Below are 15,399 nucleotides of genomic sequence, written 5' to 3'. Positions count from 1 at the left end.
GCAAACGATGGAAGCGGCCGGGTGCAGGGCAGCGTCGCGGGCGCCCGCACATCGGCATGGGGGAACGACATGAAGACCAAGCTTTTCTGCGGCCTAGCGTTAATGCTGCTTCAGGCCCCGCCGGCATTGGCGCAGCAGCCGGCCGCCGCGCAGACGCGCGCCGCCGCCACGCCGAACACGCTGGTCCCGTACCGCATCAACCCGGGCGACGAGCTGGAGATCTTCGTCTGGGGCGAGGAACGCCTTCAGCGTACCGAGCGCGTGCTGCCCGATGGCACCTTCTCTTTCCCGCTGGTCGGCAAGGTCGACGCCCTGAATGCCCTACCCAGTGAGATCGAGGCGCGCATCACCAAGGGGCTGGAGTCGCAATACCGCACCGCAGTGCCGCAAGTGACGGTGTCGGTGAAGACGCCGGCCGGGCTGCAATTCTCGGTGCTCGGCAAGGTACGCAGCCCCGGGTCGTTCAACCCCGGCCGCTACGTCAATGTGCTGGAAGCGCTGAGCTTCGCTGGCGGCCCGGCCGAGTTCGCGCAGCTCGGCAACGTGGTCATCATTCGCAAGACGCCGACGGGGGCGCAGGCGATCCGCGTCCGGCTCAGCGACATCCTCAAGGGTCAGGTCGCCGACGTGACCAACGAGACGCTGCCGCTGGTGCGCGGCGGCGATACGGTCATCGTTCCGTGATCGCGGGTAAGAGCGCTGCACGCGGCGCCGCCGCGTTGCTGCTGGCTGCCGCGGCCGTAACGCTGCCGATGACGCCGCTGGCCGCGCAGGAAACGCGCTTCGCGGTCGACGTGTCGGCCGGTGCCGCATATTCGACCAATCCGTTCCTGGTGCGCGGCGGCAGCGACAGTTCGGTATCGACCGAGCTGTCGGTCGTCCCGCAACTCAATTTCGTGGACGAGCGGAGTCAGGCGTCGCTGGTCGCCCGCTATCGCCGCAGCGACTATCTGACCCGCTACAATTCCGCCGAAGCCTATGGCTTCAGCGCCCTGGCGCGACGCGCGATGAGCGCGCGGCTCAATCTGCGGGCGGACGTCTCCTTCGACAGTTCGATCATCGGACAAAACGGGTTGGGGATCGTCGGAGTCGTCGATCCGAACCTGGTCCCCGGCCCGGATCTCAGCACACCGGACATCACGCTGATCGGGCTGAACCAGCGTCAGAACGCGATCTCGGCCGCGGTCGGCGGCGACTATCGCCTCAGCACGCGCGACACGATCAACGGGCAGGTCAGCGTCAACCGCATCAGCTATGGCGGCAACGGGCGCAACGGCGTGTTGCTCTCGTCGCGGACCACGGGCGCCACGATCGGCTACAGCCGATCGCTGTCGGAGCGGCTCAGCGTGGGCGCGCAGGGCTCGGGATCGTGGATCGACTACGACAATCCGAGCTATTCCGGGCACACCTATTCGCCGCAAGCGACGGTGACCTATCAGGCAAGCCAGTTGGTGAATCTCTCGTTCGGTGCGGGCGTGGTGTTCGTGTCGTCGACGACGCCGCGCGGCACCTTCACCACCACCGGCTTCTCGGGCACGTTCAACGGCTGCCGCAACGGCGGGCGCTCGGTGCAGTGCCTGCGCGCCTATAGCGATGCGCAGCCGACCGGGCTTGGCGACGTGTCGCGGCGGCTCGGGGCGTCGTTCGACTATTCGTACCAACTCGGCGAATTCGACTTCGTGCGCGCCTCGGCGGAATATTCGCGGCTGACGACCACGTCCAACACCACCTTGCAGGCGCCGCGCACGTCGTTCCTCAGCGGTCAGGCCACCTACGAGCGCGGGCTGACGCGGCGGCTCTTTGCGGGCGCGTCGGTTGCATACCGGCAGGCTGATGCCACCGGCTTCGGCGTCCCGCACGATGTGACCTTCCGGCTATTCCTGCGAACCAGATTGGGCGACATCCGGTGAGTGACAGCGTAGATACCGAAGACCAGCCCGCCGGCGGCGGCGGCTTCATTAATTACATCCCGCGCATCCTGTGGGAGCGCAAATGGCTCGTGATCGTGCCATTCGTGCTTCTGTCGGTCGCTGGGATCGTGACGGCATTCATGCTGCCACGCATCTATCGGTCCAGCGCGACGCTGCTGGTCGAGTCGCAGGAGCTTCCCTCCGCGCTGGTCACGTCGCCGATCAACACGATCATCGACCAGCGGATCGCCAAGATCCGTGAACAGGTGCTGAGCCGTGGCGATCTGATCGAGCTGATCGAGCAGAACAACCTTTACGAGAAGGAGCGCCGCTCGAAGCCGCTGTCCTCGATCGTGACGGAGATGCAGGAAGCGACGAAGCTCGGCGCGGTGAGTGGCGACATCGGCAACGGCGGCGCGCAGGGCGGTGGCACCAACACCATCGCCTTCAACATGAGCTACGATTATTCCGATCCTGCCAAGGCGCAGGCGGTGATGCAGAGCTTTGTCAGCCGCTTCCTGGAGATCGACGCCACGACGATGGCGGCACAGGCGAACAACACCGTCGATTTCCTCCAGGATCAGTCGCGCAAGCTGACCGACGAGATCAATCGCATCGAAGGCCAGATCACGTCGATCAAGGCCCGCAACGGCAGCACGCTGGCCAGCGGCGGGGTGGTGATGCCCGCCAACACCGGCAACTACAGCGCGCAGATCGCTCAGTTGCAGAGCGAGAACCGGCAGTTGATGGCGCAGGTCCAGCGCAGCGGCGGCAAGGACCCGCTGGTGCAGCAGGCCGAAGCGGCGCTGGTCGCGGCGCGCGCCGTTTTCGCGGAGAGCCATCCGGACGTGGTGCGCGCCAAGTCGCGGCTGCAACAGGCCAAGGATATTGCCGCCTCGCAGAACGGCGGCTCCGACAATTCGCTGATCCAGAGCCAGATTCAGGCGAACAACGCTCAGATCGCGCAGCTCCAGCAATATCGCGCCTCCGACGAGGCTCGTGCCGCGGCCGGCATGGCGGCGCAATCGCGTGCGCCGGTGTTGCAGGAAGAGGTGTCGCAACTCGAATCGCGCGCCTCGACGCTACGCGACCAGCTGCGCGAGGTTTCCGGCAACGTGCTGCGCGCGCAGAATTCGGCGCGGATGGCGCAGGAGCAGAAGGGTGAGCGCCTGTCGGTCATCGATCCGCCCTCGGCGCCGGACAAGCCGGTGTCGCCGAATCGCCTGCTGTTGATCGGCGGCGGGATCGGCGGCGGCCTAGCGCTCGGCCTCGTTCTCGCACTGGCGCTGGAGTTCCTGCTGCGCCCGATCCGCGGCGTCGGGCAAATCCAGGGCCTTGGGCTGGAGCCGCTGGCGCTGGTGCCGACCTTCGTCCCCGATCTGCCACCCGGCAAGAAGCCGCGCCGCCGCTTCTTCCGATTGCCGACACTGCGTCGGCGGCGTCGCCCCGACGCCGAGCCGCAGGGGGCGCTGTGATGACCGAGAGTGCCATGACCAAGATCGCCAGTGACCTGCGCCCCGAGGCGCCGCTCCCCACCTTGCAGGAGGCGCGGCAATTCGCCTGGACGCAGGCCGAGGCGAAGCAGCGCGGCATCTACGGCTTCGACAGCCGCGACGTCCGCTCGCGCCCGTTCAACATGCTCCGCTCGCGGCTGCTCAAGCTGCACCGGAACAAGGGCTGGCGATTGTTCGGGATCGTCTCGGCAACTCCGGCGGTCGGCAAGTCGTTCGTCGCGACCAACCTGTCGGCGGCGCTGTCGCGCACCCCGGGGATCGACACGACGCTGGTCGACCTCGACCTGCGCCGCGGCTCGATCGCGACCAATTTCGGTCTGACCGTCGAGCGCGGGATGCGCGACTTCCTCGAAGGCACGGTTCCGTCGCTCGGCGATCTGGCGGTGCATCCCGAGGGGGAGCGGCTGGTGATCCTGCCGACCGACAACGCCCCGGCCCGCTCGGCGGAATTGCTGTCGTCGCCGCGGATGGACGCGATGGTCGCCGCAATGCGCGCGCGCCCGACGCACAGCATCTTCCTGTGCGACCTGCCGCCGGTGTTCGCCAACGACGACGCGACGATCGTAACGACCAAGCTCGACGCGTTCATCCTGATCGTCGAGGAAGGCCGCACCACGCGCAAGCAGATCCAGGACGCGCTGCACGTGCTCGATCAGGCGCCCTGCGCGGGCGTCGTGCTCAACCGCTTCGACGGCGGGTTGCTGACCGACAATTACGGCTATGGCTACGGCGCCGGTTACAGCGACTATTACAACAAGTGAGGCGGTGGGCGGGTGCCGTCGCGGCACCCCGCCCTGCTCACCGCAGCACCTTTGCGGCATCCACCAGCCGCACGTCATGCATCTGGTTGAGGTAGGCTTCATAATAGCCCTTGTGCGACGCCCCGACGATCGCCAGCAGCCGGACGCCCGGATGCTGACCGAGCACGTCGCGGATATTCGCGACCATCCGCAGGTTGCGCGTTTCCCAATAGCCAAGATACCCACGCCCGAAGCGCTGCGGTGACGGCTCCAGGAACGTCACGCCGAAATCGCTGCGATAAGCAAGCTCCTGCGCGCGGGGCGAGTTGTACGCGCGGTACATCGCCAGCACCCCGCCCGGTCGCGCCACGCCCGCATCCAGCGGCTTCGTGAACGCCTCCCGCTCGTGCATCGCGGCATTGTCCCAGACCCGCATGATGACGTCTTCATAGCCGGGGGGGCTTGGCGCATCGGCGGTGTGATCGTCGACGCCATAGACCCGTTCGAGTCCCAGCCGCACCGCCAGCGCAACTCCCACCCATTCTGTTTCCCCCGGGCGACTCCAGCGTCGCGCGAGTTCGGCCAGCATCGCAGCGTCGAGTCCGTCGCCAGCGCGACGCTCCGCTTCCGGCAACCGCCGCCATTGCACCAGCGCCGACGCCGGCTCCCCCGCGGCAAGGAACAACGCCGCCAACCGCCGCCGCTGCGCCGCGCTCGGCGCCGTCGGCCAGGTCGCCAGCATTTGCGCCACCGCCGCGTTCGCTGCGGGCACGTCGAGTCCCAGCGCGGTGCCCGCTGCCGAGGGATCGGGGCAATATGTCGCGGCGCTGTCGGCGTACCGCGAGGGATAGCGCCGCATCGAATCGCACAATAATCCCGACAGGTCCTCGGTCGCGATCACATCGGGCTTCCATGCTGCCAGCCGGTCGAGCAACGGCGCCAGTGCATCGCGTTGCAGCGTCTTGAACGAGGAAAGGTGCGGGCCGCCGAGCACCAGCACCTGATTGGGCGGACCCGGCGGCGGTCCCTTCAGCCGATCGGGCCGAAAGCTCGGTACGTAATCCTGTGCTGTCGCTGCCACCGAGAGGCCGCTCGCCACCAACGTCGCCACGCCGCGCATCAATGTCTCGCCGATCCGCATCTCATCCCCCGTTCAACGGGGGTGTATTATGCAGATCATACGCGTTGCGACAAGCGGCGAAGACAAGGCCGGCGACACCGCCGGCCCTGTCGATCGACGTTACTTCTTCGCGGCGCCCGCCGCCGGCGTCGCGTTCGCAACCGGTGCATAGCCCGGCTGATATTCGATCTTCGCGGTCGACCGCAGTTGCTTTACGTCGGCGGCCAGCCCCTCGCGCGCGTTCTGCTGACGCAGCGCTCCCATCGCGGCCTTGCGCATATCGTCCTGCGACATCTGCACCGGCTCGCGGCCCACGATGATGTTCGCATAGAGCTTGCCATTGGCCGGCAACACGAACGGCTCGGTCGCGGGCAGCGCGAAGATGCGCTTCAGCGCCTCGGGCGGAACGGTTGCGGTATCGAGACGACCGCTGGTGCGGGTGAACGGGATCTTGAGCCGCGTCAGCACCGCCGCCACGGCGTCGAGCGAATGGGCATCGGCGAGCGGCGCCAGCGACTTGGGATCGGACGGCGCGTCGATCGCGATCTGCTGCAGCGACAGGATCTGCCGCTGCCCGAACTGATATGGGTTCTGCGCGATGAACGCGTCGATAGCCGCCTGGTCCGGCAGCTTCTTGCTGCCCGCCTGCCGTTCGGCGTTCATCGCGATCAGCAACTCGTCGGTCAGGCGACGCTGGCGGCTCAGGAATTCCGGTGACTTGTCGACGCCGTTCTTGCGCGCAGCCTGCGCCAGCAGGCGACGGTCGATCAGGCCCTGCAGGAGCTGCTGGCGCGCCAGTTTCTGGTCCGCGTTCGGCGGCACATTGGCGAGCTGCAACTCGCCGTTCAACTCGCCGGCCGAAATCTCTTCGCCGTTCACCACCGCGACGCTCTGTCCGGTCGGCTTGCGATCACATGCCGCGGTGGCCAGCGACAGGGCGGTCACGGCCAGCAATGCACCACGCTTCAACATCTGAATTCCCCCAGGGTCATTTCGACACAGTGCCGTTACTAGCACCGGCCGAACAAATCCTGTAGTGCCTCGTGGCGGTAATTGGGAACCTACTATGGAAACGGTCTACGATTGGGTGACGCTGGCTATCTTCGCCGGACTCGTCGTGCTGTTTCTACAGCGTTCGATGGCAGACGATCATCAGGATTCGATGATTGCCTATCTCGCCGGCGCCGCGATGTGCGCTTTGGCCAATTACTTGGGTAATGAAGGACATGACCTGCTGGCCGGCGTGTTGATCGTCGCCAACCTCGCCTTCATCCTGCTGGTGCTGAAGCCGATCGAGCTGCCGCGCCGCTCCTGATTCGCCGCGCGCTCAGCGCGCGTCGATGTCCAGGAAGCGCCGCACGTCGCTCGGCACCGCGGCGAACATTTCCTGCACGAATCGGGTCAGCGTCGCCATGCCGGCTTCGCGATCCGGGGTCAGCGCGGACACGCGCACCAGCACCGCGTCCGGGATATCACCCTTCAGATTGGCGCGCGCCACCGACCAGCGCTGCCGCGCCCAGGTCAGCGGCATATCCTCGCCGACACGCGTCCAATACAGCAGTTGCTCGGTCCGGTCGTCTGCAGCGGCGGTGATCGCCGTCGCCTCCAGCCGGCTGCCCGGCAACGGCACCGGCAGCACACTGCGCCCCATCAGCGTGAAGCCACTGGCGGGGTAGCAATATTCGGGGCGATGCACCTGCAGCACCCCGGTTTGCCCGCCGCTCTGCGCCATCAGCAACATGATCGGTAACGCGTCCGGCGCGACATAGACCCGCGTCAACAGCTGCGAATAGAGCGCGTCCTTCAGCTGATCCGCCGGCGGCACGACCAGCCCGCTCTTGGAGTAGAACTCCCACTGCCCGATCTTCTGCGGGATCAGCTTGTCGAGCTTGCGAGCACCCAGCAGGTCGATGTTGTGGCTCGGCACGCGCGCCACCGCGGTGCCCGCGGTCAGCAGGAAAGCGCCGCCGAGGATCGCCTGCCGCCGGTTGAGCGCGCGATCGTCGCCGGAACGCTCAATAGTCGTCGTCATGGCCGTCCCCCAAGGCGCGCCGCAGCGGTGCCGCCAACCCGTCCAGCGCGAAGATCGTCAGAACCGAGATCAGGAACATCACCAGGCCGGCGAAATCGTGCGCAAACCCCTGCGCGGCGGCATCACCGAAATAATAGGTGATCAGGATCAGCAGGATCACCCGGACGAAATTGGCGAACACCGCGATCGGGATGATCGTCAGCATCAACAGCACGCTGTAGCGCCAGTTGGCGTGATGCCGGACATAGATATAGAAAAGGCAGATCGCGGTCAGGCTGATGATCGAGTTCAGCCCGGCGCACGCCGCGGCGACCAGCAGGTCATATTGCGCGATCTGGATCGACACGCCCGAGCTGCCGATCGGGTAACCCAGCGCATGCAGCAGGTTCACCGCCTGTTCGGAGATCGCGATCTTGATCGGCTGCGTGATGATCGCCACCGCCTGATCGGGCGGGGGGAAGATGAAGCCGAGATAGAGCAGCGGGAACCACAATTCGCGCAGCACCGGCCCGCCAAAAAGCAGATACCCCGCCCCCAGCAGCGCGCCATAGAAGGCGAAGCCCTCGATCTCGATGATCCCGGTGATGTGCGCGACCAGATACGCAAGCAGGCACAGGGCGACGAAGGCGCCGCCCAACAGCACGTTGCCCGGCGTGCGCAACCGCATCACCCTCGGCACCTCACGCCACATCAGCCAAAGGCCGGTCGCCAGCACCAGCGGACCATGCCCGCCCTGTTCGGTCGACCAGCTGACGCGTGCGACGGTGAGCATGGTCGGAATGCCGAGCGCGATCATCCCCGCGATCAGCAGCCACGCCCCCCAAGAGAGCGACGGCCAGCGCAACGTCGCTGCGCGGCGCGGTGCCGGCTTGCGGTCCGCAGCCTCCCATGTTCCGACGGCTTCGTTATTCACCTTGTCTGCTTCCGACGCGCGGGCACAATCCTGGCTGGCACCGGCGCCCCTTCCGGCCTCGACCTTGTAGACATTCCGCCCCCCCGCTGCAACCGACCCGACATCCCGCCCCGGGACGCGCCGCTATGTCGCGCCGTTTCTCAAGGACCGGTAAACTGTCGGCGTGGCATGGCGGATCGCGGCGGCTCGGCCTAAGGGCGGCGATACGGCATCGGGACAGTAACGGGGATGGGGCAATGGAGGTGATCGCGACGATCGTGGCGGTAGCGCTCGCTGCCCCGCTTTCGATACTCACCGCAGCCTTCGCCATCGAGGTGATCGCCGGGCTGCGCGCGATGCGTGCGCCGACGACGCCGGAAACCGGCGCGCGTACCGTGATCGTCATGCCGGCCAACGACGAAGCCGCGGTCATCACGCGCACGCTTACGCTGCTTGCCGCCGAATTGCCGGATCGCTTTCGCGTGCTGGTGGTCGCCGACAATTGCACCGACGATACCGCCGACCTCGCCCGACAAGCCGGCGCCCAGGTGCTGCGCCGCGATGATCCCACCCGGCGCGGCAAGGGCTTCGCGCTCGCCCACGCCCGCGACCATCTCGCCGCGCAGGGTGCTATTTTCGACGTCGTCGTGGTACTGGACGCGGATTGCACGATCGATCGCGCGTCGCTTACGACACTGGCGGCGACCGCCCGCCATGTCCCCGCGCAGGCCAGCTACCTGATGCAGCCCGAGCGGGGCGCCGCACCGATGGTGCAGGTGTCGAATTTCGCCTTTGCAATCAAGAATCTGGTGCGGCAGCGTGGGCTGCAGCGTCTGGCCGGGCGCGTCAATCTGACCGGCACGGGCATGGCCTTCCCCTGGCCGGTGTTCCGCGACGCACCCCTCGCCACCGACGACATCGTCGAAGATCTGGCGCTCGGGCTCGAACTCGCGCGGCGCGGCACCCCGCCCCGTTTCGCCGCACAAGCGACGGTGTGGAGCGCGGCGAGCAGCGCGGAGGGCACGCTCAAGCAGCGCACCCGCTGGGAGGGTGGCTTCCTCGCCACCTCGAAGCGTCACGCGCTTCCCGCGATCGCGGCCGGCCTGCGCGCCGGCGATAGGCGCGCGATGTGGGCCGGCCTCAGCCTCGCAGTGCCACCGCTGACGTTGCTGCTGCTGCTGGACGTCGCGGGGCTGGGCGCGCTCGCCGTGCTCACGCTCGTCGGCGCTGCGGCATGGCCCGCGCTGGTGGTGGGCGCGCTGCTGCTGCTCGCCCTGTTCGCGCTGGTGGCGGCATGGGCGCAGGCGGGACGCCCGTTTCTGTCGGGCGCCGCAGCGATACGGCTGCCGATTTATATCCTGTGGAAAATCCCGCTCTATCTCGGGCTCGCACGCAAGCGGCCGACCGACTGGCTGCGCGCGGGACGCTAGCTGGCCGTCGTTGATCGGGGTGCCGCAACAGTGTTTGCGCGAGGCGTAACGCCGCCTTAGTAGCTAGAGGCTAACGCTTTGCGTGCGACGCCGTCGGGGCGCTCGCTGACGAGCAGGATCAGGGGATCAGGGCCGGATGGCGCGGAATTATCAGTCACGTAAGCGTATTCTGGTGACCGGCGGTGCCGGCTTCCTCGGCTCGCACCTGATCGACCGCCTGCTGGAGCGCGGCGACGAGGTGGTGTGCGTCGACAATCTGTTTACCGGCGCCAAGCGCAACATCGAGCATCTGCACGCCAATCCGCGCTTCGAATTCATGCGCCACGACGTGTGCTTCCCGCTCTATGTCGAGGTGGATGAGATCTACAATCTCGCCTGCCCGGCCTCGCCGATCCATTACCAGCATGATCCGGTGCAGACGACCAAGACCAGCGTGATCGGCGCGATCAACATGCTCGGGCTGGCGAAGCGGCTGAAGTGCAAGATCTTCCAGGCATCGACCAGCGAGGTCTACGGCGATCCGCACGTCCATCCGCAGACCGAGGATTATTGGGGCAACGTCAACCCGATCGGCATCCGCTCCTGCTATGACGAGGGCAAGCGCTGCGCGGAGACGTTATTCTTCGACTATCACCGGCAGATGGGGCTGGAGGTGAAGGTCGCGCGGATCTTCAACACCTACGGCCCGCGGATGCACCCGGCCGACGGCCGGGTTGTCTCAAACTTCATCATGCAGGCGCTGAAGGACGAGCCGATCACGCTGTACGGCGACGGATCGCAGACGCGCAGCTTCTGCTACCGCGACGATCTGGTCGAGGGCTTCCTGCGGCTGATGGACACCGCGCCGGACGTGACCGGCCCGGTCAACATCGGAAACCCCAACGAGTTCACGATTCGCGAGCTCGCCGAGCTGGTGATCGAGCTGACCGGTTCGCGCTCGACGCTCGACTATCGCCCGCTCCCGCAGGACGATCCGATGCAGCGCCAGCCAAACATCACCGTCGCGCGCGACAAGCTCGGCTGGGAACCCAAGGTACAATTGCGCGAAGGACTGGAGCGCACGATCGACTATTTCCGCGACTTCGTGAACTGACGACGCCGCGGCGCGGCGGTGCGGCTATGCCCGCCGCTGCGCCGCGATCACCTCCGTCAGGAAATCGCGATATTGCGCCGCGACCCGCGGCCACGCGAAACTGGCCGCACGCGCGACCCCGCGCGGCACCAGCGTTTCGCGCGCCGCCATCGCCTCGGTGAGCGCACGCGCCACCGCTGCGGGGTCGGACGTATCGAGCAGCACCGCGTCGTCGCCGACGATCCAGCGCAACCGCGCCGAATCATGCCCGACCACCGGCGCGCCGCACCCAAGCGCCTCGATATAGACGTTTCCGAACGACTCCTCTTTGGACAGATGCAGGAACACGTCCGCCGAGCGATAGAGCGCCGGCATCTCGGTCGCCGCCACCGTCAATCGGCGGAAGCGGCCGGGCAGCAATTCGCCGGCCAGCTTGTCGATGGCGTCGCGATCGGGTCCGTCGCCCGCCACGACCAACTGCGCGTCTGGCAAGTGACTGACCGCGCGCACGCCGTCCGCGACGCGCTTCGACGGGATCAGCGCGCTGACCATCAGCACGACCGGCCCCTGTTCGGGCAGCCCCAGTCGCGTGCGCTCTGCCGCGCCCGGCGTGAAGCGCGTCGCATCGATGCCGTTCGGGATCAACGCGCAGCGCCAGCGATCACGGTTGTGCTCGAAATAGTCGGGGTTGGTGCACACCAGCCCCTCGCAGCCGAAGGTGCGGAACTCCGAATCGTTCGAAACCGCCGGCCATTCGCCGTTCTGCGTCACGAACACATGCGGCGGGCGCCGACCGCCCAGCACCGGGCGGCGCAGCACCCAGTTGGTGAACGGGAAGGAACAGGTGACGGTAATGTCATGGTCCGCCGGGCGATAGGCGCGCAGCAAGCCGGGCGCGAACGTCGCCTCCTCCCATCCGGTGTCGCTGCGCAGCGCGGGCAGGCGCGGCAAATGCTCCAGCCGCTCGCGCCGCACCGATCCGGCGTGGAGGAAGCGATACGGCGTATCGGCGCGCGCGTCGCCCGAGCCGATCACCGTCACGTCCTCGCCCGCACGCCCCAGTTCGGTGGCCAGCGACAGCAAGGCGATCTCCGCGCCGCGTTCGAAGCGATGAAAACCGGGCAGCGCAAACAATATCCGCATGGTCACGTCCTTATTCCGCCGCGCACGATGCCGATCCCTCGAATTTAACCTGTGCGATGCTAGAGGCCGTCGCGGTGGATCAATCCGGCTTGATTCGCAACGCTCACTGGACGACCGCTGCGGCTGCATGACCTTCCCTTCCCCCAGCAAGCCGACCCGGATCGGCGTCGCGGTATTGGAACGATCGGTCTCCCGCCTGTCCTGCGTGCGTCACCCCTCATCGGCGATCCTCTGCACATGACCGACCCGCGCATCGCATATGTCGTCAGCCAATATCCGGCCTCGTCGCACACCTTCATCCGCCGCGAGGTCGACAGCCTGCGCCGCCACGGCGTCGATATCCGCACCTACAGTGTCCGCCGCCCTTCCCCGGCCGAGCTCAAGGCACCGGCCGACAAGGCGTCGTTCGCGGAGACGCGCTTCGTGCTCCCGATGGCGGCCGGGACCTTGCTCAAGGCGCATCTGCGCGCCCTGACGACGCAGCCCGGCGCATGGTTCGCGCTGCTCCGGCTCGCGCTGCGCCACCGCGCACCGGGCGCGAAGGCCATGCTCTGGTCGCTCTTCCATTTCGCGGAGGCGGTCGTGCTCGCATCGATGCTGCGTGAGGACGGCATCACACACGTCCACAATCATTTCGCCAACGCCGGCGCGACCGTCGGGATGCTCGCCGCGCGCTTCGCCGGGCTGCCGTGGAGCCTGACGCTGCACGGGATTTCCGAAACCGACTATCCCGCCGGGCTGACGCTGGGTGCGAAGCTGGAGGCGGCGACGTTCGCCGCCTGCGTCTCATGGTTCGGGCGCGCGCAGGCGATGCGCGTCACCGCACCGGCGCACTGGCACAAGTTCGCCACCGTGCGCTGCGGCCTTGACCTGCCGACTCTCCCGTCCGCGCCGCCGCGCACCGGCACGCGGCGGGAGATCGTCTGCGTCGCGCGGCTCTCCGCCGAAAAGGGCCACCTCGGGCTGCTCGAGGCGATCGCGCCGCTCGACGTCAATCTCACGCTTGTCGGTGACGGACCGATGCTGGCGGACATTGAACGAGCGGTGGCGACCGCCGGGCTCGCCGACCGCGTCCGCTTCGCCGGGCGTCTCGACGAGGCCGCCACGCTGGCGGCGATCGCGCGCGCCGATCTGCTGGTCCTGCCCAGCTTCATGGAAGGGCTGCCGATCGTGCTGATGGAGGCGATGGCGATCGGCGTGCCGGTGATCGGCAGCCGCGTGGCGGGCGTACCCGAGCTGATCGAGGACGGCGTCGAGGGACTGTTGTTCCGCCCCGGCGACTGGGACGATCTGCGCCGCGCGATCGCGCAGATCCGCAACGACCCCGAACTCGGCGATCGACTGGTGGCCGCTGCGCGTGCGAAGGTCGCAGGCGAGTTCGACATCGCCACCGCGGTGTTGCCGCTCGCGCGCTGGTTCGGCAAGGATTGAGAGATGCTGTTCGACCATTTCGACCAAGTCCGCATCATCAACCTGAAACATCGTACCGATCGCCGGGCGGAAATGATCGCGGAGCTGCGCCGGATCGGTGCCGACACCGACCCGCGCGTCGCCTTCTTCGACGCCTGCCGCTTCGACGATCCCGGCACCTTCAGTTCGATCGGTGCGCGTGGTTGCTACCACAGCCATCTCGACATCCTTGACGCCGCAGCGGCGGCCGGCGCCGGCGTGCTGATTCTCGAGGATGATGCCGATTTCACCGCCGCCGCGCGCGACACGGTACTGCCGGCCGACTGCCAGCTCTTTTACGGCGGCTATCACGCGGCCAATCCGGACGACCTGCAGCGAAGCGACATCATCGGGTCGCATTGCATGGGATTTCGTGCGGACATCGTTCCCGCGCTGGCCACTTACCTGCGCGGGCTGCTCGCGCTCGACGACCACCCGACGATCGACGGTGCCTATGTCTGGTATCGTCGCGCGCATCCCGAGATCGTCACGCATTTCGCGGTGCCGCCGATCGCCGACCAGCGGCCGTCGCGTACCGACATTGCCGATCTGCGCTTCTTCGATCGCTGGCCGATCCTGCGCGACGCCGCGCAATGGGCGCGCCGCATCAAACGGCAAATGGCACGGCGCGGCGCGGCGGCGGCGCGCTGATATTGGCGCCGGCGTGGCGCTGAACTACCTCATGTTTACCGGCGCGTAACCACGCCGCTTCACACCGCCCTAACCACCGCGCGCTAGAAAGAGCCATCCCGACCGGACGCACGTCCGGCCACTCCGGGCATGGAGCTTTCTGATGAAGTCGCTGCTGCGTCATGCGGCACCGGGCACGCTGACGCGTCGCGCCGGCCGAACCTTCGCGCAACTCGCCGGCGCGCTGGCGCTCGCATCGTGCGGCGGTGGCGGCGGTGGTGAGGCGACGTCGCCGACCGCCGCGGCACCGGTTGCAGCTGTGCCGACACCGACGCCGACCCCGGTCCCGACGCCTACGCCGAGCGCGGCACCAGTCGCGGTGACCCCGGGCAGCCTGGCGGCCGCTGACGGCTATCCCGAAATCCCCAGCAACTTCGACGTCAATTCGGAGCTGGTGCCGTCCTGGGGTACTGGTGACATCGCGCAGGCGGGCACCGAAGACGTCGGCGCGTTCCGTTTCATCTGCAACCCCAGCCACGAGCTGCGCGACGACCCGGTCGTCTTCCCCGGTCAGGCGGGACGCTCACACCTGCATCAGTTCTTCGGCAACACGCTGGCCAACGCCAATTCAACCTACGAAAGCCTGCGCACCACCGGTCAGAGCACCTGCAACAGCCCGCTGAACCGCAGCGCGTACTGGATACCGGCGATGCTGAACGGCAAAGGCGGGGTCGTCCGGCCCGACTACATCACCATCTATTACAAGGGTTATCCGCAGACGGCCCCTCAATGTAAGACCGTCGGCAAGGCGTGCGTCGCGCTGCCGCGCGGCCTGCGCTATGTCTTCGGTTTCAACATGGCGGACATGTCGGCCAAATTCGAGGCCGGCTGGTTCAACTGCCAGGGGCCGACCGCCAAGTCCGGCCATTTCGCCGATATCGTCGAGGCGGCGAAGAATTGCCCCGTGGGCAACCAACTCGGCGCGGTCCTCGCCTCTCCCACCTGCTGGGACGGCAAGAATCTCGATAGTGCCGATCACCGCTCGCACATGGCCTATCCGGGCTTCGGCAACTGGGGCTATTTGAAGTGCCCCGACACGCATCCCTATATCCTGCCGGGCTTCTCCATCGCGGCTTGGTACAGCGTGGACGAGGATCTCGACACCTCGGGGACGTGGAACGGAACGGCGAAGAGCTGGCATCTGGCGTCCGATGAGATGCCCGGCATGCCGATGATGCGCCCAGGCAGCACGCTGCACGCCGACTGGTTCGGTGCGTGGGACGACTCGGTGATGCGGACGTGGATGGCGAATTGCATCGACAAGCTGCTGAGCTGCAACGGTGGCGACCTCGGCAACGGCAAGCAGCTGAAGATGTTCAGCGACTTCGTCTGGACCGCCAAGCCGCACGTCGTGCCGATCCGAAGCTAACCGATGATCGACGTTCCCTTCCGATCGCGCCGTGCGCG

At 67.1% G+C, this 15,399-nt stretch carries 15 protein-coding genes; 10 read left to right on the top strand and 5 right to left on the bottom strand.

The window, feature by feature from the left end:
• Positions 1–69: 69 nt before the first annotated feature.
• The 4 genes from AADI75_RS00435 to AADI75_RS00420 are packed head-to-tail and all read left to right on the top strand — an operon-like array spanning position 70 to position 4,185.
• On the top strand, positions 70–684 hold the full coding sequence (locus tag AADI75_RS00435; protein WP_341207092.1) for a polysaccharide biosynthesis/export family protein: 615 nt from the start codon (positions 70–72) through the stop codon (positions 682–684).
• Positions 681–1,910 carry a hypothetical protein gene (locus AADI75_RS00430; RefSeq protein WP_341207091.1) on the top strand — a complete coding sequence of 410 codons (1,230 nt, stop codon included), beginning with the start codon at positions 681–683 and terminating at the stop codon, positions 1,908–1,910. Before AADI75_RS00435 ends, AADI75_RS00430 begins: the two co-directional genes overlap by 4 nt.
• On the top strand, positions 1,907–3,385 hold the full coding sequence (locus tag AADI75_RS00425) for a Wzz/FepE/Etk N-terminal domain-containing protein (RefSeq protein ID WP_341207090.1): 1,479 nt from the start codon (positions 1,907–1,909) through the stop codon (positions 3,383–3,385). The genes AADI75_RS00430 and AADI75_RS00425 overlap by 4 nt, the downstream gene beginning before the upstream one ends.
• The gene (locus AADI75_RS00420; RefSeq protein WP_341207089.1) at positions 3,385–4,185 is read left to right on the top strand and encodes a CpsD/CapB family tyrosine-protein kinase; all 801 of its coding nucleotides are present in this window, start codon (positions 3,385–3,387) and stop codon (positions 4,183–4,185) included. Before AADI75_RS00425 ends, AADI75_RS00420 begins: the two co-directional genes overlap by 1 nt.
• A gap of 37 nt (positions 4,186–4,222) precedes the next feature.
• Here the strand turns inward: AADI75_RS00420 and AADI75_RS00415 are convergent, their stop codons facing one another.
• Complete coding sequence (locus AADI75_RS00415; protein ID WP_341207088.1) at positions 4,223–5,305, bottom strand: DUF5694 domain-containing protein; 1,083 nt, start codon at positions 5,303–5,305, stop codon at positions 4,223–4,225.
• Between the two features lie 99 nt (positions 5,306–5,404).
• The gene (locus AADI75_RS00410) at positions 5,405–6,256 is read right to left on the bottom strand and encodes a SurA N-terminal domain-containing protein (protein WP_341207087.1); all 852 of its coding nucleotides are present in this window, start codon (positions 6,254–6,256) and stop codon (positions 5,405–5,407) included.
• Positions 6,257–6,350: 94 nt separating this feature from the next.
• Between AADI75_RS00410 and AADI75_RS00405 the strand changes: the two genes are divergently transcribed.
• On the top strand, positions 6,351–6,599 hold the full coding sequence (locus tag AADI75_RS00405) for an XrtV sorting system accessory protein (RefSeq protein WP_341207086.1): 249 nt from the start codon (positions 6,351–6,353) through the stop codon (positions 6,597–6,599).
• 12 nt (positions 6,600–6,611) lie between these two features.
• Here the strand turns inward: AADI75_RS00405 and epsI are convergent, their stop codons facing one another.
• Both epsI and xrtV read right to left on the bottom strand, forming a co-directional pair.
• Positions 6,612–7,316: an exosortase-associated protein EpsI, V-type gene (gene epsI, locus AADI75_RS00400; RefSeq protein WP_341207085.1), complete on the bottom strand. Its 705-nt coding sequence runs from the start codon at positions 7,314–7,316 to the stop codon at positions 6,612–6,614.
• On the bottom strand, positions 7,300–8,229 hold the full coding sequence (gene xrtV / locus AADI75_RS00395; protein WP_341207084.1) for an exosortase V: 930 nt from the start codon (positions 8,227–8,229) through the stop codon (positions 7,300–7,302). Before xrtV ends, epsI begins: the two co-directional genes overlap by 17 nt.
• Before the next feature lie 242 nt (positions 8,230–8,471).
• On the opposite strand from xrtV, the gene AADI75_RS00390 reads away from it, so the two are divergent.
• Both AADI75_RS00390 and AADI75_RS00385 read left to right on the top strand, forming a co-directional pair.
• Positions 8,472–9,638 carry a glycosyltransferase family 2 protein gene (locus tag AADI75_RS00390; protein WP_341207083.1) on the top strand — a complete coding sequence of 389 codons (1,167 nt, stop codon included), beginning with the start codon at positions 8,472–8,474 and terminating at the stop codon, positions 9,636–9,638.
• A gap of 136 nt (positions 9,639–9,774) precedes the next feature.
• The gene (locus AADI75_RS00385) at positions 9,775–10,731 is read left to right on the top strand and encodes a UDP-glucuronic acid decarboxylase family protein (RefSeq protein WP_341207082.1); all 957 of its coding nucleotides are present in this window, start codon (positions 9,775–9,777) and stop codon (positions 10,729–10,731) included.
• Between the two features lie 24 nt (positions 10,732–10,755).
• Here the strand turns inward: AADI75_RS00385 and AADI75_RS00380 are convergent, their stop codons facing one another.
• On the bottom strand, positions 10,756–11,853 hold the full coding sequence (locus AADI75_RS00380; RefSeq protein WP_341207081.1) for a glycosyltransferase family 4 protein: 1,098 nt from the start codon (positions 11,851–11,853) through the stop codon (positions 10,756–10,758).
• A gap of 237 nt (positions 11,854–12,090) precedes the next feature.
• Between AADI75_RS00380 and AADI75_RS00375 the strand changes: the two genes are divergently transcribed.
• The 3 genes from AADI75_RS00375 to AADI75_RS00365 all read left to right on the top strand — a co-directional run bounded on the left by AADI75_RS00375 (position 12,091) and on the right by AADI75_RS00365 (position 15,361).
• Positions 12,091–13,284: a glycosyltransferase gene (locus AADI75_RS00375; RefSeq protein ID WP_341207080.1), complete on the top strand. Its 1,194-nt coding sequence runs from the start codon at positions 12,091–12,093 to the stop codon at positions 13,282–13,284.
• Positions 13,285–13,287: 3 nt separating this feature from the next.
• The gene (locus AADI75_RS00370; RefSeq protein WP_341207079.1) at positions 13,288–13,953 is read left to right on the top strand and encodes a hypothetical protein; all 666 of its coding nucleotides are present in this window, start codon (positions 13,288–13,290) and stop codon (positions 13,951–13,953) included.
• Positions 13,954–14,095: 142 nt separating this feature from the next.
• Positions 14,096–15,361 (top strand): DUF1996 domain-containing protein, encoded by a 1,266-nt coding sequence (locus tag AADI75_RS00365; RefSeq protein WP_341207078.1) that lies wholly within the window; start codon positions 14,096–14,098, stop codon positions 15,359–15,361.
• Positions 15,362–15,399: the final 38 nt, after the last annotated feature.

This window comes from uncultured Sphingomonas sp., from assembly GCF_964021865.1.
Taxonomy (GTDB): Bacteria; Pseudomonadota; Alphaproteobacteria; order Sphingomonadales; family Sphingomonadaceae; genus Sphingomonas.
Note: the sequence above shows the minus strand (reverse complement) of the source record. Positions and strands in the feature narration are given on the sequence as shown.